General features: G+C 60.6%; 15 protein-coding genes. 3 read left to right on the top strand and 12 right to left on the bottom strand.

Annotated features, from left to right (window positions below; genetic code table 11):
- Entirely contained in the window at positions 1–921 is a 921-nt protein-coding gene (locus tag ACP7D4_RS22715) for a hypothetical protein (RefSeq protein WP_426211455.1), read from the bottom strand.
- Positions 922–1340: 419 nt separating this feature from the next.
- On the opposite strand from ACP7D4_RS22715, the gene ACP7D4_RS22710 reads away from it, so the two are divergent.
- Complete coding sequence (locus ACP7D4_RS22710) at positions 1341–4106, top strand: TonB-dependent receptor (protein ID WP_426211454.1); 2766 nt, start codon at positions 1341–1343, stop codon at positions 4104–4106.
- Between the two features lie 129 nt (positions 4107–4235).
- On the opposite strand, the gene ACP7D4_RS22705 is transcribed toward ACP7D4_RS22710, so the two are convergent.
- The 3 genes from ACP7D4_RS22705 to ACP7D4_RS22695 all read right to left on the bottom strand — a co-directional run bounded on the left by ACP7D4_RS22705 (position 4236) and on the right by ACP7D4_RS22695 (position 7770).
- Entirely contained in the window at positions 4236–5780 is a 1545-nt protein-coding gene (locus ACP7D4_RS22705) for a diguanylate cyclase domain-containing protein (protein WP_426106613.1), read from the bottom strand.
- 78 nt (positions 5781–5858) lie between these two features.
- Positions 5859–7346, bottom strand: coding sequence for an RAD55 family ATPase (locus ACP7D4_RS22700; RefSeq protein ID WP_426106611.1), 1488 nt, complete (start codon positions 7344–7346; stop codon positions 5859–5861).
- A gap of 13 nt (positions 7347–7359) precedes the next feature.
- Positions 7360–7770, bottom strand: coding sequence for a hypothetical protein (locus ACP7D4_RS22695; protein WP_426106610.1), 411 nt, complete (start codon positions 7768–7770; stop codon positions 7360–7362).
- Between the two features lie 469 nt (positions 7771–8239).
- On the opposite strand from ACP7D4_RS22695, the gene ACP7D4_RS22690 reads away from it, so the two are divergent.
- Positions 8240–9136: a LysR family transcriptional regulator gene (locus ACP7D4_RS22690; RefSeq protein ID WP_426106119.1), complete on the top strand. Its 897-nt coding sequence runs from the start codon at positions 8240–8242 to the stop codon at positions 9134–9136.
- 9 nt (positions 9137–9145) lie between these two features.
- On the opposite strand, the gene ACP7D4_RS22685 is transcribed toward ACP7D4_RS22690, so the two are convergent.
- The 3 genes from ACP7D4_RS22685 to ACP7D4_RS22675 all read right to left on the bottom strand — a co-directional run bounded on the left by ACP7D4_RS22685 (position 9146) and on the right by ACP7D4_RS22675 (position 13295).
- Positions 9146–11161, bottom strand: coding sequence for a hybrid sensor histidine kinase/response regulator (locus ACP7D4_RS22685; protein WP_426211453.1), 2016 nt, complete (start codon positions 11159–11161; stop codon positions 9146–9148).
- Between the two features lie 153 nt (positions 11162–11314).
- Positions 11315–11785 carry a YkvA family protein gene (locus ACP7D4_RS22680; RefSeq protein WP_426211451.1) on the bottom strand — a complete coding sequence of 157 codons (471 nt, stop codon included), beginning with the start codon at positions 11783–11785 and terminating at the stop codon, positions 11315–11317.
- 112 nt (positions 11786–11897) lie between these two features.
- On the bottom strand, positions 11898–13295 hold the full coding sequence (locus tag ACP7D4_RS22675) for an MFS transporter (protein WP_426211449.1): 1398 nt from the start codon (positions 13293–13295) through the stop codon (positions 11898–11900).
- 126 nt (positions 13296–13421) lie between these two features.
- Here ACP7D4_RS22675 and ACP7D4_RS22670 point away from each other — a divergent pair, with 126 nt between their 5' ends.
- A complete protein-coding gene (locus ACP7D4_RS22670) occupies positions 13422–14342 on the top strand; it encodes a LysR family transcriptional regulator (protein WP_426211447.1) in 921 nt (306 codons plus the stop codon).
- Here ACP7D4_RS22670 and ACP7D4_RS22665 read toward each other — a convergent pair.
- From ACP7D4_RS22665 to ACP7D4_RS22645, 5 genes are all read right to left on the bottom strand, one after another.
- Positions 14329–15141 carry a LytR/AlgR family response regulator transcription factor gene (locus ACP7D4_RS22665; RefSeq protein WP_426211446.1) on the bottom strand — a complete coding sequence of 271 codons (813 nt, stop codon included), beginning with the start codon at positions 15139–15141 and terminating at the stop codon, positions 14329–14331. The two genes, ACP7D4_RS22670 and ACP7D4_RS22665, sit on opposite strands and share 14 nt — an antisense overlap.
- Positions 15138–16271: a sensor histidine kinase gene (locus ACP7D4_RS22660; protein WP_426211444.1), complete on the bottom strand. Its 1134-nt coding sequence runs from the start codon at positions 16269–16271 to the stop codon at positions 15138–15140. The genes ACP7D4_RS22665 and ACP7D4_RS22660 overlap by 4 nt, the downstream gene beginning before the upstream one ends.
- On the bottom strand, positions 16243–17178 hold the full coding sequence (locus ACP7D4_RS22655; protein WP_426211442.1) for a sterol desaturase family protein: 936 nt from the start codon (positions 17176–17178) through the stop codon (positions 16243–16245). Before ACP7D4_RS22655 ends, ACP7D4_RS22660 begins: the two co-directional genes overlap by 29 nt.
- 155 nt (positions 17179–17333) lie before the next feature.
- A complete protein-coding gene (locus ACP7D4_RS22650) occupies positions 17334–17768 on the bottom strand; it encodes an EamA family transporter (RefSeq protein ID WP_426106128.1) in 435 nt (144 codons plus the stop codon).
- A 266-nt stretch (positions 17769–18034) separates the two neighbouring features.
- Positions 18035–18678, bottom strand: a 644-nt coding sequence (locus tag ACP7D4_RS22645) for a transposase (protein WP_426211441.1), incomplete at its 5' end; no start/stop codon positions are given.

The raw sequence follows: 18678 nt of genomic DNA, 5'->3' as shown, positions 1-18678 counted from the left end.
TCAATCCCGGCTGATGCCGGCTGCCTCGGCGATTGCCGCGCGCATTTTTGAACCCGCCAAATAGTGCGTGATGGTGTGGCGCCAGCTGCCCCAGTTCGGTTCGCGGATATCGGTGACCGCTTTGCCATTGACGGCCAGGAAATCGTTGGCAAAGCGCGGATCGGCGCCGCAAATCGGGTCGAGCGGATCGTAAATGTTGATCCAGTGCGTCAGTTTCTGGTCGGGGAAGTCGATCCGCTTGGCGTCGACGGCGATCAGTTCATCCTGCACTTCGCGAATGCCCAGCGGCGAGCCGGCGGTGATCAAGGTGTCCACCGGCACGCAATCGGGGCAGTTGCGCAGCACGTCGTAGGCGAGCATGGTTCCCATGCTGTGCGACACCAGGATCACTTTTTCCGCTTCGGCGCTGGCCGCCGCCAGCGTTTGCAGCAGCTTGTTGCGCAAGGCGCTGCGGACCTGGAAGGTGGCGCCGTCGGGGCGCGTGTATTGTTTGTCGAACAAATAGTAATAAGCCTCCATCGCCGCTTTTTTGATGACGGCCTGGCGCACCGCGCGCGGCAGGAAGCCGGCCACTTCGTACCCGGCGGCGCCGCTGGCGATGAGGGCGGCGTCGGCCGGGTCGTTCAGGTGCAGATTGGCTTCCAGCCGGGCTTCGAAGGCTTGCAAGAAGGCCTGTTCGCGCGGCGTGACGCCGCTGGCGCTCTTGAACAATGGGTCGGCCTCGGCCAGACCGTCGACGGCCAGTTCGCTTTGCGCGGAGGCGTGTTCGTAATAGGCGTGGAAGTCTTGTTCGTAGTCGTCGCCGTAAAACACGTCCGCGTAATAGCAAAAGCTGGTGGAAACGCCATTGCTGCCGAGCTTGACGCCGCGGTTGGGCGCGGGGAACGCGGACGGCATCGGGTTATCGCGTTCCAGACCCAACAGCCAGATCCGTTTTAATTCCGCGGGAGAAGGTTTTTTGGACAGACCATGTATGAATACGACTGCAGCCCGGTTTTTTGGCATGAAGTTTCTCCTTGATCAGCATGTGGGATGGCAAAGATGCTAGCTGACTTAGTTTGCGAATGCGCAACTAATTTGAGGGCGTCGCTAAAAGCTTACGGTCGCGGCCAGAATTGGTGGCTTTCAGTAGTCCAGGTTGGCCAACTTGGCCCATGGCAATGCGATGCGAGGAGAGGCGCCAGATTGAACCCGATTTTTTTTGCATTGCATTGGAAGGCTCGGCATGGCTGGCCGGTCGATAATGTTTGCCGAGCGAACATAAGTAAAGATACAATCTTGCAATATTCTTATGCAAAAATGCCAGGCGATTAGCGCCCTCACTCCCGGAAAAATATACGATGAGCAAGCCTTACCACAGCCCTACCTTTCCTTTTAACCGCACGCGCCTGGGAAGGGCCGTTCGCCTGGCGCTTGGCGCGGGCGCCATGGGCGGCCTGCTCGCGCAGGGCGCCGCGTGGGCCCAGTCCGGCGCGAGCGCTGACGAGAGCACCATGCAGCGGGTGGAAATCACCGGTTCTGCCATCAAGCAGCTGGCGTCCGAAACGCCGTTGCCGGTTCAGATCGTCACGCGCGACCAGATCGACAAGGCCGGCGTCACCACCGCTGCCGAACTGATGGCGCGCATCTCGTCGAACGTGAGCGGGCTGACCGATGGCGCCAGCATCAATGTGGGCGGCGACCAGCGCGGTTTTAACAGCGCCAACCTGCGCGGCATTGGCACCTCGTCGACACTGGTGCTGCTCAATGGACGGCGCATGGCCAACTTCGCCTCCCCTGGGGACGATACCGGCGTTGACTTGAACAATATTCCTGCCGCCGCCATACAGCGCGTGGAAGTGCTGCTCGACGGCGCCTCGGCGCTGTACGGCACGGATGCGATCGGCGGCGTGATCAATTTCATCACCCGCAAGGATTTTCGCGGCGTGCAGATCAGCGCCTACGGCATGGGCACGCGCGAAGGCGGCGCCGGCAAGCGCGCGGCAACGCTCAGCCTGGGCGCCGGCAACCTGGAACAAGATGGCTACAATGTGTTTGCCATCGCCGACGTGCAGCGCATCGCGCGCCTGGGCACGGAGCAGCGCCGCTTCGTCGGCGAACTTGACATTGCGCAGCGCCTGGGCCACCTGCTGTCCGGCTTTACCAGCCCGGCGAATATTCGCCTGACGTCCACCCAGCGCGACCACCTGCAGGAAACCGGCTTTGAGCTGAACGGCCGGCCCATCACCAACCGGCTGATCAACCTGTCGATTCCCGCCTGCAATCCGCCGGCGAACCTGTATCTGCCCGCCGGCACGGGCGGGGTCGATGGCTGCACCTACAATTACATGGGCGACACGGAACTGTATCCCGAATCGACCAAGCAAAACCTGCTCGGCCGGGGCGTGCTCAAGGTGGGCGCGACAGCCCAGGCCTACGCCGAAGTGGCGCTGAGCCGTTCGCGCACCAACTACGTCGGCTCGTCGGCGCGGGTGACCGGCTACATCGATTACCGAAAGGTGCCGGCGCTGGCTAACACCGGACTGGACCAGCTCGACGACGACACTCCGGGCGAACTCGAACTGCGCATGCGCCTGTCGGACGCGGGCCGGCGCACCAGCGAACTGACCAGCGAGAGCCAGCGCTACGTGGTGGGTTTGACTGCCAGCGCCGCCGGCTGGGATGTGGACGTCGGCTACAACCACAGCGTCAACACCGTCAAGGACAAGGATACCCACGGTTACGTCTTGTACGACCGGCTGCTGCAAGGCGTTGCCGATGGCCTGGTCAATCCGTTTGGCCCGTCCAGTGCGCAAGGCGTGGCGCTGCTGGACAGTATCCAGGTCAACGATGTGGTGCGCCGCGCGCGCGGCACCATGGACACGCTCGACTTCAAGGCCACCCGCGCCTTGGCCACACTGCCAGGCGGCGAACTGGGCGTGGCGGTGGGCGGCGAAGTGCGGCGCGAGCGCACCGACTTTACGCCGTCGGCCCTGCTGATGAGCGACAACATCAACAATGACGGCGCCCCCGAAGGCGGCAAGGCCACCAGCGACCGGCGCCGGGTTGGCGCGCTGTTTGGCGAGATTCTGGCCCCGTTCAGCAAGCGCTGGCAGGGCCAGTTGTCGGCCAGGTACGACCACTACCAGCAGGTGGGCGGCGCGCTCAGTCCAAAACTGGGACTGGCCTTTACACCCAACAAATCCGTGATGCTGCGCGCCTCGGCCGGGCGCGGCTTTCGGGCGCCGTCGATGTCCGAACTGCACCGTCCGACCGTCTACAGCGCCACCGCCACCCTGCCCGACCCGGTGTATTGCGCAACGGTTGAGAACAACTACGCCGACTGCGCCGACAACTGGGATACGCGCCGCTACAGCAATCCGAACCTGAAGCCGGAACGCAGCAGCCAGTATTCGGCCGGGCTTTTGATCGAGCCGGGCAAGCACTGGAACGCCAGCCTGGACTACTGGCACATCAAGCGCACCGACTTGATCAGCGAGATTGGCGACGACGTCATTTTGGGCAACCTGGCCAAGTACGGCAACCTGGTGCATCGCGACGAAGACGGTTACATCGACTACATCGAGCTGCACAAGGAGAATCGCGGGGCCCAGGTGGCCAGCGGCATCGATGTGGTGCTCGACCTGCACCGCATCGACACCGCCGCCGGCCGCTTTGGCGCCCGCCTGAACGGCACCTACGCGCTCTCTTCCAAGATCCAGACCGGCCCCGGCGACGCCTTTATCAGCAACCTGGGCAAGTTCGTCACCGACGGCGTGGTCCAGCGCTGGCGCCACACGGTCAGCGCGGACTGGGAACGGGGCGCGCTGTCGGCCAGCCTGTCGAACACGTTTTCGTCGGCCTATACCGACCAGAATTCGGCCATCAATACTGACGACGGCAGCGTGGTGGCGCCCAACCGCGTGCGCGCTTATGCGCTGTGGGACATGTCGCTCGCTTACGCGCCAAGCAGCATGCTCAAGCTGCGCGCCGGCGTCCAAAACGTGTTCGACCGCGCGCCGCCCTACTCGAACCAGGCGTATTACTTTTTGTCGGGTTACGACCCAAGCAATACCGATCCGCGCGGACGGCGCCTGTACGCAAGCGCGAATTACACGTTTCGGTAAGCCACGCAGGGGCGCCAAAGGGGGCCGCTTGCAATCCTGCTCGCGGAATTGAGCGCTAGTACAAAGAGCCCCAAGTGAGTTTTCTATTAATTTAAAGTTTGAAAAGTCGGAATTTCCAGCGGTTCCGGCTTACAACTCTCTTTTGGAAAATTCGATTTTTTCGGAACGCGACAAAGCCTTGTCGGCAATTTGACTATTGCAACTAACTCCCAACTGCCTCGGCAAAGTGACTCTAAACTGGCTGCCAAGTCCTCTTCCGTCGCTATTTGCGGTTACGCTGCCGCCATGCGCTTCGACTAGCTCCTTCACAAGAGCCAAACCGATACCAAGCCCTTTGCCATCAAAGCGCGTGGCGTGAGAATCCTGAACAAACAATTTAAAAACGTTCGGCAATGCCTCAGCTGTGATACCAATTCCAGTGTCTGTTATCTCTACAATAACCGACGTCTCGTTTATCTCGACTGTCAATTCAATCGTTTTATCCTTAGGGGTATATTTCGACGCGTTATCAAGCAGATTTCCAAAAATTTGATTTAAGCGAGTCGGGTCTGCGAATATCTCCACTGGAAAATCAGGCAGATCGCAACATAGTATCTGGCGACGCTCGTCGATAGAAGCATGAGTTGTTTCGACGACTTGTGCAATCACTTCTAAGATGTCTACAAGCGTTCGCTTAAGACGCAATTTTCCAGTCGATATGCGCGACATGTCGAGAACGTCGTCCAACAGCGTTGACATGTGAACCACTTGCCTGTCAATGATATCCTGAACTTTCATTCCGATTGCGGCTTCCGGCGGTGCCTGCTTTAACACTGACAAGACGTTGCGAAGTGAACTGAGAGGATTGCGCAACTCATGCGCGAATAATGCTAGAAACTCAGTTTGCCGACGCAGCGCCTGATCGGCGCCGGCCCGCAGTTCCTGCGCAGTTAGCGTGGAATTGGCCAACTGTTCATCGGCACTTCTGCGAAGCTTTTCTCGTCGGTCTTTTTCTGCCAACAAATTTTTATGTGGCATTAGCGGTGGTACGAGGTGTGTTCCCAGAATCTCGTGCGAAATTGTTTTCCCACAAAAAAAGAACCTGCCGTTTCCAATACGCTTGGCTGCACACATTGCTTTTTCGGCCAGTGCGATAAGCATTTCTGCTTCATCTCCGTTGTCCGGGTATAAACTAATACCAATGCTCGCTGTGAGGCGAATGGCATAGGTGCCAACTCGGTGCGGTGCACGAAGGGATGAAATAATCTGTTCTACGACAGCGACTACGTCCGAAACTTCGGATATCTCTTCAAGAAGAATCACAAATTCGGCACCTCCGTACCTGCAGACCGTATCCGCCTTGCGGCTGGCAGCGGTGAAGCAACGCGCGGCGATCTTTAATACCTGGTCGCCTGTTGCATGTCCAAATGTGTCGTTGATATGCTTGAATTTGTCCAAGCCGAGAAAAAGAAGCGCTAGTCGTTCTCCCCGGCGTTTTGCGTTTACAATTGCGTGTTGAAACCGATCAAGGAGGAGAACACGGCTTGACAACCCTGTCAGCGCGTCAAGCCCGGCCGAGAACGTTATATCGCGCAACCTTTTTTCGCTGGCGTCGCGCTCAGAATGGGCCTGCAACATGGCCATCACCAATTTTTCGTTGGCTTCGACAAGCTCCAGTTGACGCTCGCTATTCATGAATTTTCGAGCAATAAGTAGTTATCGAACATGACGTAAGCTCCCCCGCGAAGTAGCACTTGTGTCACCGTAGAACGCTTACGTACGAGTTGTAGACTTTGAAACTTTTCTCGACGGCGTTGCCTCGCGTTTCTTTGTCGGTCTACCACCAAGCAATCCCTCTTGGTCGATAAGCATGTCACCAATTTGAACACCATTTTTGTCGATGGTGTATTCCCGTAATTCATCAGAATGCTCGCTGGCACGCACTTTCACAACGGCCATCAGCCGTCGCAAACGGCTCTCGACCTCAATGTACCGCTGTACGATAATGGCGTCTGTCAAAAATGCAGTGCCGTACGGGCTAAAACGCAAATCTGAATAGCGGTCTTCAAGTTCACATGTCATCACGACAGTTACCTGCGCATCCGCTAACGTTGTCACTAAACGCAGCATCGATTCGCGAAAATCTTCTCGAAAAGTCGGCGCCAACGCAAGTTCAAAACCGGAGAGTGAATCAATTAGAACGCGCGTCGCCTTGGTCTGGCGAATTGCATTGACCAACAAGACGATTATTTCATCGACAGAAAGATCGGGACTGCTCGTATTTATCACAGTCACAGAGCCATCATTGACCAGTTTCGCCAAAATAGGATTTCGCGATTTTTTAGCGGGACGTTGCTCGAAAGCTGCTATGACACCGGTTTCTCCGACTCGAGCGCCCTCAGCGAGAAACGCCGCTGCCAAAACACTTTTTCCAGAACCCGATGGCCCTGCGATCAGTAGCGAGAAGCCCTGTGGTAGGCCGCCGCCCAGCATATCGTCCAATCGCGCAATACCAAAGAGCAGGCGAGGACTCAATTCAATCTCATCCACGATCTCTGAAATGCGCACTGGCGCGAAAATTTTGATACCTTCTTCATTGATGCGAAACGAATGCTGGCCAGGTATCGTTGCCTGCCCACGCATTTTCACAATCTCAACCTTACGTACCATTGAATTAACATGATTGCTCTGACGCAGCCAGATTAAACCGTCCGCAACCGTAAATATCGGATTGACATCGCCAGGTTCCGCGTATTCACCGATTAAAAAGGTGGTTGCTTGCCAACTTGTCATCGTCATTCCGAGTTGCTGCACGAAATGCTCTAACTGATTTCGGACGTTATCGTTCTGGGCTGCAGCCCGCACTACCGAGCGGAATGAGTCTACAAAAACAAAAGCCGGCTTGTGATTCTTGACCTCCTCGATGATCCGAGCGAGCACGAGATCGAGGTCACCAGTCAGCGTTTCATCAGAAAGATTGACGAATCGAACAGAGCTATTAATGGCATCATCATCGAAAAAATCGAACTGCTGCTGATAACGCAGCATTTTAAGCGGAGGCTCACCTAAAATCGTTAAAAACAGAGCTGAACGTTCAGTCGTAGCCAACGAAAACATCATTTGGTGGGCAAGCGTTGTCTTACCGCATCCCGGTTCACCGGCAATCAGGTTGAAGGAAAGTTCAGGCAACCCCCCACCAAGCAATTCATCCAGTCCCGGCACACCAGTCAAAAGGCGTTTGATTTTTACTTTTGTACGCATAGCGAAGTGTCCTTCATAACTTGACTGTTAGTAGCGGGTCTAGTACCGGCCGAAGTAGCCGTTCAGTAAGCGAAAGGCCAATCAAGTCCACAAGCCTGTTCAAAAATGATGACAGTAAAGCATCGCTTGCCGCTGCGAAGTCAATCGTGTCCTGTTTTAAGAGGAGTGCGCGAAGAGCCATTAAATCCATATCAGGGTGACCGTCTTGCGAAAGCGTTGCAAGCCAAGGATACGATTGCCCAGTAACTTCGATGCTTTGAAAAAAAAGCGCATTGAAGCCGCCCTTGCCGATTATTCGCCGCATGACAGAGTCTATACCCTCCCATGCCGCCACGATAGTTTCAACGGTGCACGACGCGTCTTGCCCCCGCTTTACTTCCTCGGAGTAACAATTAATCACCCAACTGACCGGTTGGTTTTCCATAAGGGAGCGCCATGACTTGGGAAGTGAATGTGAGTTGCTATTGGCGGAGCAGTTGCAAGTATGAAATACCGAAAACTGCAAGCGTGTGTGATGCGGTTGCATCAGTTGCTTTTTCTTGCAGTATGGCCCTTTTTGCGAACAGACGTGTAGATATTTTGGTTTTTTCGCATTGCTAATGTCGGCGGGCCGATCAGGATGGGGCTTGTCGCGTTGTATGGTCAACAATGAAATGTACTACGAACGAAATTGAGTTGATTCCGGAAATTTCGGCCGTTACGGCTTGCAGCCCCTTGCAGGAGTGAACTAGGCATGATGTCGGCCCGGATGAACAGGCAACATGTTAGCGCGTGCGCGGGGGGCAAAACCGGGTGCGCATTGCATGGCCTAATGACGGGGCGTCATGAATGGAGTTTGGCTTTATATACTGCACGTCATGTATCATGAATCCTTTTATGCTCGGGTGGGTGACATGGCGCGCGACAACATCAACGATATCCTTGTCTTTATTGCCGTGGCGCGCGAACGCAGCTTCACCCGCGCCGCCGCCAAGCTGGGCATGACTCAATCGGCGCTCAGCCATATCATCCGCGCGCTCGAAGAACGGCTCGGTGTGCGGCTGCTCACGCGCACCACCCGCAGCGTGTCGCCAACCGAGGCCGGCGAACGCCTGCTGCAAAACGTCGCGCCCCGGCTGGAGGAAATCGACGCTGAAATCGCCGCCATCAGCGACGCTAGCGGCAAGCCCGCCGGCACGGTCCGGATCACGGCCATCGATCACGTGATCGACAAAGTACTCTGGCCGCGGCTCGCGCCAATCTTGCCGCTCTACCCCGACTTGCACCTGGAAATGAATTCGGATTATCGGATGGTGGACATTGCCGCCGAGCGCTACGACATTGGCGTGCGCTACGGCGACCAGGTTGAAAAGGACATGATCGCGGTGCGCTTGACGCCAGACGTGCCGACCGTGATCGTCGCCTCCCCTGGCTACTTCAAGTGGCATGCGGTCCCCACCACGGCGCAAGAGTTGATGAAGCAAAATTGCATCACGCTGCGCTTAGCCAGCAGCGGCGGCATTTATGCGTGGGAGCTGCAGCATGAGGGACAAGCGATCCAGGTCCGCACGCGCGGCCAAGCCATGTTCACCAGCGGCTACCATATGGTCAATGCGGCACTTTCCGGCGCGGGCCTGGCCTTCGTCACCGAGGATCTGGTCGCCGAGCATGTGCAAAGCGGCGCCTTGATCAGCGTGATGCAACAGTGGTGCCCCAAGTTCCCCGGTCTGCACGCTTACTATCCGAGCCGGCGCCAGTCGTCACGGGCGTTGTCCATTGTGATCGAGGCGATCCGGCACCAGGAAGGCTGAACGCTCGCCTCATCCGGACTGGCGCGCAGCGATGACGTCGGCCAATAAGCTGTCGATGACCTGCATGTCGACCGGCTTGATCAGGTGCCGGTCAAAGCCGGCTTCTCGCGACAGGGCCCGGTCTTGCTCGCCGCCCCATCCGGTCAGCGCGACGAGCGTCATGTTGGCCAGCGGTGGTATCTGGCGCAGCGCCTTGGCTACTTCGTAGCCATTCATGCCGGGCATGCCAATGTCGAGCAAGGCGACATCGGGAAGGAAGTCACGCGCGAGGTTCAACGCGGCATGGCCATTATGCACCACTGCCGTAACGTGGCCGGAAACCTCCAGCAGCAGTGAAAGAATTTCGGCTGCATCGACATTGTCGTCGGCCACCATAATTTTCAGCTTGCGTGCTGCAAGCGCCTCGGTCACACTCGGCTCCAGCGGCGCCGGCGCCGGCACGTCGCCCGCCAATCCCAGCCGCACCGTAAAGGTACTGCCCGCGCCCTTGCCGGCGCTGGTCGCCGAGGCGGTTCCGCCGTGTAATTCGACGAGCTGTCGCACCAGTGACAGTCCAATCCCCAAGCCGCCCTGGGAGCGTTCGAAGTCATGCCCGACCTGGCGAAACAGGCCAAAGATTGCGTCAATCGATTCGGGCGCGATGCCGATACCGTTATCGGTCACGGCAATTACCACGTCGTGCCCGTCACGCGTGACGTTCACTTCAATTACGCCGCCTTTGGGGGTGTATTTGGCCGCGTTGTTGAGCAAGTTGCTGATGACCTGGGAAACGCGGCCGGGATCAACGTAGACGTGGATCACTTCATCGGGAACGGCGACGATCAGGCGGTGCGCCAAGGAACTGATGAGCGGCAGGCTGGTCTCGACGGCCATCTTCACCAGATCGCCAACACGCGCGTGCTGCTTTCGCAGCTCTACCTTCCCGTTGGTAATGCGAGCAATATCGAGCAGATCGTTGACCAGGTGCACCATCTGATTGACTTGGCGGTCGAGCATGTCGCGCACCTGGTTGAAGGTGTCGACGTTTTCCGTTTGCATGCGCAGCAATTGCAAGCCGTGACGGATCGGGGCGAGCGGATTGCGCAATTCATGCGCCAGGGTTGCCAGGAATTCGGTTTTGCGGCGGTCCGCCTCGGACAGGTTGGCTGCCAGGCAGCGCAGTTCTTCCTCCCGATCCTTGCTGGCAGTAATATCGGCCACGGTACCGATAATACGCATCGGCCCGCCATTCACGTGCGGCTGCCGGTTGCCAAAAAACTCGACCCAGCGTAGTTCGCCGTCGGCCCGTTTGATGCGGCACGCGAAGTTGAAATGGGCGCCCGTTTCGATCGTGCTGGCGATGGCGTGGCCAAACTCGGCGATGTAGTCCGGGTGAATGAAGTCGGTCAGGAACTGCCGGGCGCCCACCGGTGGCGCGTCCACTGCAATGCCAAAGATGTCGTATGGGCGCGTGTTTTCCCACACGACGCGGTCGGTGCCGGGATACCATACCCACAAGCCCAGCTTGGCCGATTCGGTTGCAAGGCGAACACGTTCTTCCGTGTCCCGATGAACCGATTGCGCCGTCTTGAGCTCATGAATATCGGCGTGTACGCCCACCCACTCGATGATATTGTCGTCCGTCGCCCTGATCGGGATGGCGCGCACGCTCATGTGCCGGAACTGGCCGTCCGCACGGCGCAAACGGTGCTCGGTTTCGTACATCACGCCCGAGGCAATAGCCGCATTCCAGGAAGTGGTGGTTTGGTCGCGGTCGTCCGGATGCACCGCCTCGAGCCAGCCAAAGTATTTCATCGATGCGAACAGTTGACCCGTGAACCCGGCCCAGCCTGCCTGCTCGACATCGAATTTTCCGGTGCCGGACGTGCTCCAGACGATCGCTGCCGTCGCAGTTACGAGCGAACGGAACCGTTCTTCGCTGGCGCGTACCTTTTCATTGGCAAAACGCGCTTCGGTGATGTCGCGCGAGGTCGATAAAATCCTGGTCACTTCACCGTTGTGCCCAACAACCAGGGAAACGGTCACGTCCCACCACCGCGCGGCTCCTTTCGCTGTCGGACATGCCAGGCTCAGATGGTAGTGACGGCCGCTTCTGGCGGCAGCCACGGCGGCATGAATGGCATGCCTGTTTTCCTCTCGGTGTTCCTATTTTGTATTGACCGTTTTGTCAACGTTGCATCAGCTGCGCGGTTTGCGCGCCGCGCGCGACTTTTCCCAGTTGATGAATGCCGCCAGGTCCGACGCGCACGCTTTGATCGTCCAGGCCAGCACGGTGGCGTCATCGATCAGGCCAATGCCGAAGATAAAGTCGGGAATCAGGTCGATCGGGCTGACAAAGTAGACCAGGGAAGCGACGATCATCAGCAGCGAGCGCGGCGCTACCTGCCGGTACGATCCGTTGCCGTAGGCGCGCACGAGCCTGAAAAACGCCAGCAGCGAACTCCACACATCTTTCAGCTTGCCCTGCCTGCCGGTGGCCTTGAGGCTGGCCTGGTCGATCAGCCCGGATAACTTTTCCTTGCTCTGGATATAGTCGGCAGCCTTGGTGGTCGATTTCCCATAGGAGCGGCTGCCCAGCGACCATGGCATGCGCCGGCTGCGCGTGTCCGCTTCCGGACGGGATGCATCTTTTTTCTTGAAGTCAACCATAGTGTTTTCGAGGTGCTTTGTACGAAGCGGACATGTTAGCGCAATACCCGGCCCCCTGACGCCCGGTTTTTGCCCGCTTTCGCGCAACTTGGCATGCCATGCGGCCTAATTGTCAGCGTGCCACTTGTCCGCGCCGCCCGGCCCAACTGATCGACAGCGCAAGCACGATCAGGAATGCAGCAACGCCGAACGTGAGCCGCATGCCGGCCGCCATTGCGCCCGGCTGGGCGGTCAGCAGGCTGGGCGACGCCGCGCCGATGGCGAACAGCGCGCCCATCACGCTGGCGCCCGTGATCAAGCCGAGATTGCGCGACAAATTGAGCAGGCCGGACAGTACGCCGCGCTGTTGCGGCGACGCGCTGGCCATCACGGCCGTGTTGTTGGCCGTCTGGAACAGCGCATAACTGACGGTCATGCTGGCGCTGGCGCCCAGGTAGCCGGGCACGCCGAACTTTGCCGGCATGAGCGAGAGCGCCACCGAGCCGGCGGCAAGGCCGGCGACGGCGATGCGCGCGGCGCCGAACCGGTCCGCCAGACGCCCGGCGGGGACGCCGGCCAGCGCGGCGGCAACCGGGCCGACCGCCATCACCAGGCCCACGGCCGCGGCATCGAGTGCCAACGCGCGCGACAGATAAAACGGCCCGACCACCAGCGTGGCCATCATGACCGTCGATACCAGCGCGCCGCCCGCCAGGCTGGCGCTCAGCGCCCTGTCGCGCAACATCGACAGGGCAATCATAGGCGAGGCCGCCCTGCCCTCGGCCAGCACAAACAGCACAAGGGTGCAGGCCGCCGCCAGCAGCAAGGCCGCGTTCAGCGGGCCGAAAGTGCCGCGTCCCAGCGTCATGCCGAGCGCATAGGCGCCCAGCGCCAGGACCAGCAGCAGCGTGCCCGCAACGTCGACAGGCAATTTGACGCCGGCCGGGTCGGGCCGGTCGGGCGGCAGATAGCGGCCGGCCAACGCCAGCGTCAGCAGGGCCAGCGCCAGGTTCACGAGGAAGATGGCGCGCCAGCCCAGAGTGCCGATCAGCACGCCACCTAGCGAGGGGCCGAGCGCTGTGCCGGCAGCCGACATGGCGCCAAGCAGTCCCATCGCGATGCCGGTGCGTGTCTGCGGTACCGTTGCGCCCACCAGGGCCATGGTCAGCGCCATCATGATCGCCGCGCCCAGGCCTTGCCCTGCCCTGGTGGCAATCAGTACCCATAGCGTGGGCGCGACGCCGACAACAAGGGACGCCGCCGCGAACAGCGCGATGCCCGCGAGCAGCAGGCGCCGGCGCCCGGCGACGTCGCCCAGGCGAGCGACGCTGACGATCAGCGTTGTCATGGCCAGCAAGTAGGCGATCACGACCCACTGGACTTGCTGGAACGAGGCGTCAAAAGCTTGCGCGAGCGTGGGCAAGGCGACGTTGGCGCAGCTTACGCCAAGCGCAGCAAACAGTGCGCACAGCGACAAGCTGGCAAGGGCGCCGTTGGCGGCGGGCAAGTCAATGGTGGCGGGGCGATTCATGATGGTCCCTTTCGTTGAGCGAGAAGACATGATGCGCCCCCATTTGGCATAGCGGAAGACGCAGCGTTTACACTTGATACGTGCAGCGGACGCCATGTCAAACGCCGAACGCGCTAGAATGGCGCCATGTCCACGCCAGACTTGAATCAACTGATCACGCTCGACGCCGTGCTCGCCGAAGGCAGCGTCGCCGGCGCCGCCAGGCGTTTGCGGCTGAGCCCGTCCGCGATGAGCCGCGCGCTGGCGCGCCTGCGCGAGAGCACGGGCGACCCGCTGCTGGTGCGCGTGGGGCGCGCGATGGTGCTCACGCCGCGCGCGCTCGCACTGCGGGTGCAGGTCAGCGAGCTGGTGCAGGAGGCCAAGGTGGTGCTGCGCCCCGAGGCCAGGCTCGATTTGCGGCAACTGGTGCGCACGTTCACGCTGCGCACGCGCGATGGCTTTGCCGAAAACTTCGGGCCCGCCCTGATCGAGCGCGTTGGCGAACAGGCGCCGGGCGTGCACCTGCGTTTCGTGCAAAAACCGGACAAGGACGGCGCCGCCCTGCGCGACGGCGCCGCTGACCTCGAAACGGGCGTGATCGACAACACGACAGAAGCGCACATGCGCACCCGCGCCTTGTTTAGCGACCGCTTCATCGGCGTGGTGCGGGCGGGACACCCGCTGTGCCAGGGGAAATTAAGCGCGGCGCGCTATGCGCAAGGCAGGCACGTGGGCCTGTCCATGGGCGGCCAGTACAAGGGCGCCGTCGACGCGGCCCTGGCGGCCCTTGGCCTGGCGCGCGACGTGGTGGCCACCGTGGGCGGCTTTTCCAGCGCGCTGGCGCTGGCGCGCGGCTCGGACCTGGTCGCTACCGTCCCGGCGCGCCATACGGGCATGCTGCGCGATGGGATGCACAGCTTTGCCTTGCCTGTCGATCTGCCCGACATGACGGTCTCGCTGCTGTGGCATCCAAGGCTCGATGCCGACCAGGCCCATCGCTGGCTGCGCGCGCTGCTTGCCGACTGCTGCGCCGCGCCTTTGACGCCGGCGCCACCTACATTCCCTTGAACAGGGGCGCGTACAAGCGGCTTACTCCCAGCTTGTCCCGGTGCCCGCGCAGCAGCAGCGTCAGCTTGCCGGCTTCGTCGCGCACGGCGCTGGCGATGGCGTCGCGGCGCACCACCGTGCCGCGGTGAATCTGCCAGAAACGCTGCTGGTCGAGCTGGGCCAGCAGCTCGCGCAGCGACACGCGGATCAGGTGTTCCTGCGTGGCGGTGATGACGCGGATGTACTTGTCGGCCACCTCGAAGTAGATCACGTCGTCGATCGGCACCATGGTGATGGCGTTGCCCGAACTGACCTGCAGCACCCGCAAGAGTGGCGCGGCAGGCGCGGCGGGCGCAGCCGGCGCCGCTTCGCCTAGCAGCGCGCGCAATTGGCCGACCACGCTGTCGAGCGCGGGCGCGGCGCACAGCGCACGTTGCGCCAGCGCCGCCTGCAAGCGCCGGCAGGTATCTTGCAAGCGCGCCGGCAGCACCGGTTTTAATACGTAGTCGACGGCGGCGCGCTCGAACGCTTGCACCGCGTACTGGTCGTAGGCCGTGACGAACACCAGCAGCGGGAACGGCTTGGCCGCCGGCCAGGCGTCGGCCAGGGCTTGGGCCGCATCCAGGCCGGACATGCCGGGCATGCGAATGTCCAGGAACAGCACGTCCGGCTGCAGGGCCAGCGCGCGCGCGAGCGCAGCTTCGCCATGGCGCACATTGGCCGCGATGTGCAACTGCGGCCAGGCGCGGGCGAGTTCAGCCTGCAGGTTGGCGGCCAGCATGGGTTCGTCTTCGGCAATCAGGGCGGTGGCGATGTTCAAGGTTGTGCGGATGCTGTCATTGTTTCAGGTTTAATGGGAAGGCGCACGATGGCGAGCGCGCCGCCTTCGGGTGGGGAGTGCAATTGCAGCGAGGCCGCCGCGCCGTACAGCGCTGCGAGCCGTTCGCGCACCTGCTGCAGGCCAAAGCGGCTGCCCTCGCCCGCCTGTCCGCCCAGCCCCACGCCATTGTCGCGCACGGTGAGCACCAGCGTGGCGCCGTCGCGGCGGGCCCCAACGTGGATCAAGCCATTGCTGACCTGCGGTTCCAGGCCATGCTTGATTGCGTTTTCGACCAAGGGTTGCAGCAGTAGCGGCGGCACTGGAAGGGCGGCAAGGTCAGGGGGCAGCTCGAGCGTGCTTTGCAGCCGCTCGCCCATGCGCACTTGCATCAGCTCGAGGTAATCTGCAGTGCGCGCAAATTCGGCCCCCAGCGCATGGGAGCCGGTGCGCGAAGCGTCGAGCATGGCGCGCAGAAAGGCGCTCAAGTGGTCGAGCATGGCTTGCGCCTGCGGTGGATCGATGCCGATCAGCACGCGCAAGTTGGCCAGGGTGTTGAACAGCATATGCGGTTCGAGCTGCGACTCGAGCAGCTTGAGCTGGTTTTCGGCGGCGCTGCGCATGGCCAGTTGCGCGCGCGCGTCGAGGATGGCGATGCGTGCGCGCATGTAGAGAACGTAGACGCAGCAGCCCGATATGGCAATGACCGTGCCCAGGATCAGGCGCAACGCGCGCGGATGGGGGAACAGGCGGCCCTGGCCATGGTCGATGCCAAGCAGTAAGTCGGCACTGAGATGGCCGGGAAAGTAAGCCGCCACCGATGCGATTACCACCCACGGCCCCATCAGGCGCCAGCCGGGCCAGTGGTTGCGGGCGTCGACATGGGCGGGATTGAAGCGGCGCAGCAGCCACGACATGCCGTAGCGGCCCCCCTCGATCAGGAACTGGATCAGCAGGCCAATGCAAAACGCATGCACCAGCGTCGTCAAGAAAGGTTCGTTGAACAAGGCGCTGAAAAAAACCGCGCACAGGATCGGCACCGGGATGCCGATGCGCAGCTCGCGCCACAGCCAGTCCATCAGCGGCGAGCGCAGCGCCATCGGCTCAGGCGCCGGCGGCATCGGCATCGGCATAGGTATCGGTATCGGTATCGGTATCGATATCGATATGGCGGGCGCGCAGCTGGGCCGTTGTGCTGCCCTGGCCGTTGGGCGCCCAGCCCGGCGGCATGAACAGGTGGCCGGCCACGGCGCCCACGCTGCGCGAGCTTGACAGATCGCGCACCAGGCTGGCCCAGCCTGAAAACTCGACGATCAAGGGGTTGTAGCTGGTGATCGGCTGCACCAGGCCGTAGCGGCACGGCAGATCGTCGCGCTCCTTGACATAGGTGCCGAACAGGCGGTCGAACACCATTAGCACGCCGCCGAAATTGGCGTCCAGATATTCCACGTTGGCGGCGTGGTGCACGCGATGGGCTGACGGTGTATTGACAATACCCTCCAGCCAGCCCAATTTGGGAATCCAGGTCGCGTGGATCCAGAACTGGTACAGCAAGTTGAGCATGAGCAGGGTGAAGACGGCGCGCACGTCAAAGCCAATCCACATCAGCGGCACGAAGAACAGCGCGGTGCCGGACAGCTTGCCGAACGGGCCGATGCGAAAGGCGGCCGACAGGTTCAATTGATTGGGGGAATGGTGGACCGAGTGATTCAGCCAGAACCAGCGCACCCTGTGCGCGCTGCGATGAAACCAGTAATAGCAGAACTCCTGGCCGAGGAACAACAGCAGCAGCAGCGTGGCGGCGCCGTTCAGTTCGATGGTGGCGAAGCGGTGCGCCACGGCCCAGCGGATCAAGGGCGTCGCGATCGACAGCGGCAGCAGGAAGCCGACGCCAAGGCGCACCACCAGATCGAGCGCCGAAACGCCGGCCGCGCGCCAGTCGTAGCGCGCGCGGCGCGACAGCACAATAGCCTCGACCAGGGCGATGATCAGCACAGCGCTGGGGCCCCACAGCAGCAACATTTTATCGGTAGTATTCATGGGAACTCGCGTATGGATGAGAGGTCACATGGTGAGCGGCGTAGCGCTGGTGCGCCAGTGCCATGCGCCAAAACGCGTGCAAGCGGCGCGAAATGCTGCCGGTGCGGCGCAGCTTGCGCCAATGTTCCGCGTTGTTCCGCGTTGTTCAGCGTTGCTCAGCGTTTCCACGCGAGCAGCAGCACGCCACCGGCCACCAGCGCAATGCCCAGCCATTCGCGCAGCGACGGACGCTCGCCTAAAAAGGCAAACGCAAACACGGCCACCAGCACCAGGCTCAGCTTGTCGACGGGGGCCACCTTGGACGCTTCGCCCAGCTTGAGCGCGCGGAAATAGCAGACCCAGGAGGCGCCCGTCGCCAGCCCCGACAGGCCCAGGAACAGCCAGGTCCTGGGCGACAGATCCAGGGGATTGCTCCATTTGCGCGCATAGGCAATGAAGGCGGACAGGACAATCAGGATAATGCCGGTGCGAATCAGCGTGGCCATGTCGGAATCGACGCCTTCGATGCCGATCTTGGCAAAGATGGCGGTCAGCGCGGCGAACACGGCCGACAACAGCGCCCAGTACAACCATCCAGCCGGTGCGGCCATGACGTTTCCTTTTGGTTTATGGTGATTTTTTATCAGCATAGCCACTTCTGGCTAGAAACGCCACTGCTGGCCGGCCTCGGCTAGCCCGAATGTTGCATGAATCTCCATCGCGCTTACGGTTTTTCGGCATCGCTTGGCGCTGACCGTAGTTCGGATGTCTCGGACGAAATCTGCCCTACCCGAGCGAACGGGAAAGGAATGAAGCGGCATGAGGGTTAGCGGTTGATGGTGGGCGGTCAATTCTCGGCAGACCCGACGTGCCCTGTTCAGGACGAGTTGAGGATCTTTGCCGGAGTCGGCAGATAGAGTCGCTCGGTCAATGTCTGTAGGAGATGTTTGAGAGCGCACGAGCTTGGTAGATGAAGAACGATTTCATTCTTGTATTGCCGGACCTGCACAGCAATTTTGAACAGTTTCTTGATCACGGTTGACGGTTGCGCCTGCGACAGCTCCGTATTCTGCAGTGCTTCGGTGCGCATCTGTTGATGTAGGACATAAGCAGCGGCATGCAGAAGCAGACGCATGCAGTTGGCAAGAAAGCTCGTGTAGGAAGTGCGGTCTGACGCCAGATCGCCCTTGAGGTGCTTGATGTAATTTTCGGATTGACCACGCGCGCAATAAACGTCTTCGTACAGCGTGCCGGCATCAAGTCCAGGGAGCGACGTTACGATGAAACGCGTGTTTTCGCCAGGCGCCATGACCTCCGCCTTCAATAGCACGCGCCAGGCCCTCGGCCATGAGCCAGCCTTGTAACTGAATTCATCGAACAGGCGCACCGCATTTGGCACTACGTCCTGTGTTTGCACCTGTGCCCAAAGATCGCAGGCACGAAGCCTTGTTGGCTCAGCCATCGCAAGCAGCTTGACGTTGCAGGAGAAACCGAAGATGAAGTCAATGTTCGGCATGCTGT

Source organism: Massilia sp. TWP1-3-3, from assembly GCF_049897805.1.
GTDB lineage: Bacteria > Pseudomonadota > Gammaproteobacteria > Burkholderiales > Burkholderiaceae_D > Telluria_A.
The sequence above is the reverse complement of the archived record's forward strand: the minus strand, read 5'-3'. Positions and strand labels throughout refer to the sequence as shown.

What these genes read in the sequence shown, in the direction of transcription:
- ACP7D4_RS22710 (WP_426211454.1), top strand. Translation starts at nt 1,341, where the DNA reads ATGAGCAAGCCTTACCACAGCCCTACCTTTCCTTTTAACCGCACGCGC.
- ACP7D4_RS22705 (WP_426106613.1), bottom strand. Translation starts at nt 5,780, where the DNA reads ATGAATAGCGAGCGTCAACTGGAGCTTGTCGAAGCCAACGAAAAATTG.
- ACP7D4_RS22700 (WP_426106611.1), bottom strand. Translation starts at nt 7,346, where the DNA reads ATGCGTACAAAAGTAAAAATCAAACGCCTTTTGACTGGTGTGCCGGGA.
- ACP7D4_RS22695 (WP_426106610.1), bottom strand. Translation starts at nt 7,770, where the DNA reads ATGGAAAACCAACCGGTCAGTTGGGTGATTAATTGTTACTCCGAGGAA.
- ACP7D4_RS22690 (WP_426106119.1), top strand. Translation starts at nt 8,240, where the DNA reads ATGGCGCGCGACAACATCAACGATATCCTTGTCTTTATTGCCGTGGCG.
- ACP7D4_RS22680 (WP_426211451.1), bottom strand. Translation starts at nt 11,785, where the DNA reads ATGGTTGACTTCAAGAAAAAAGATGCATCCCGTCCGGAAGCGGACACG.
- ACP7D4_RS22675 (WP_426211449.1), bottom strand. Translation starts at nt 13,295, where the DNA reads ATGAATCGCCCCGCCACCATTGACTTGCCCGCCGCCAACGGCGCCCTT.
- ACP7D4_RS22670 (WP_426211447.1), top strand. Translation starts at nt 13,422, where the DNA reads ATGTCCACGCCAGACTTGAATCAACTGATCACGCTCGACGCCGTGCTC.
- ACP7D4_RS22660 (WP_426211444.1), bottom strand. Translation starts at nt 16,271, where the DNA reads ATGCCGATGCCGATGCCGCCGGCGCCTGAGCCGATGGCGCTGCGCTCG.
- ACP7D4_RS22655 (WP_426211442.1), bottom strand. Translation starts at nt 17,178, where the DNA reads ATGAATACTACCGATAAAATGTTGCTGCTGTGGGGCCCCAGCGCTGTG.
- ACP7D4_RS22650 (WP_426106128.1), bottom strand. Translation starts at nt 17,768, where the DNA reads ATGGCCGCACCGGCTGGATGGTTGTACTGGGCGCTGTTGTCGGCCGTG.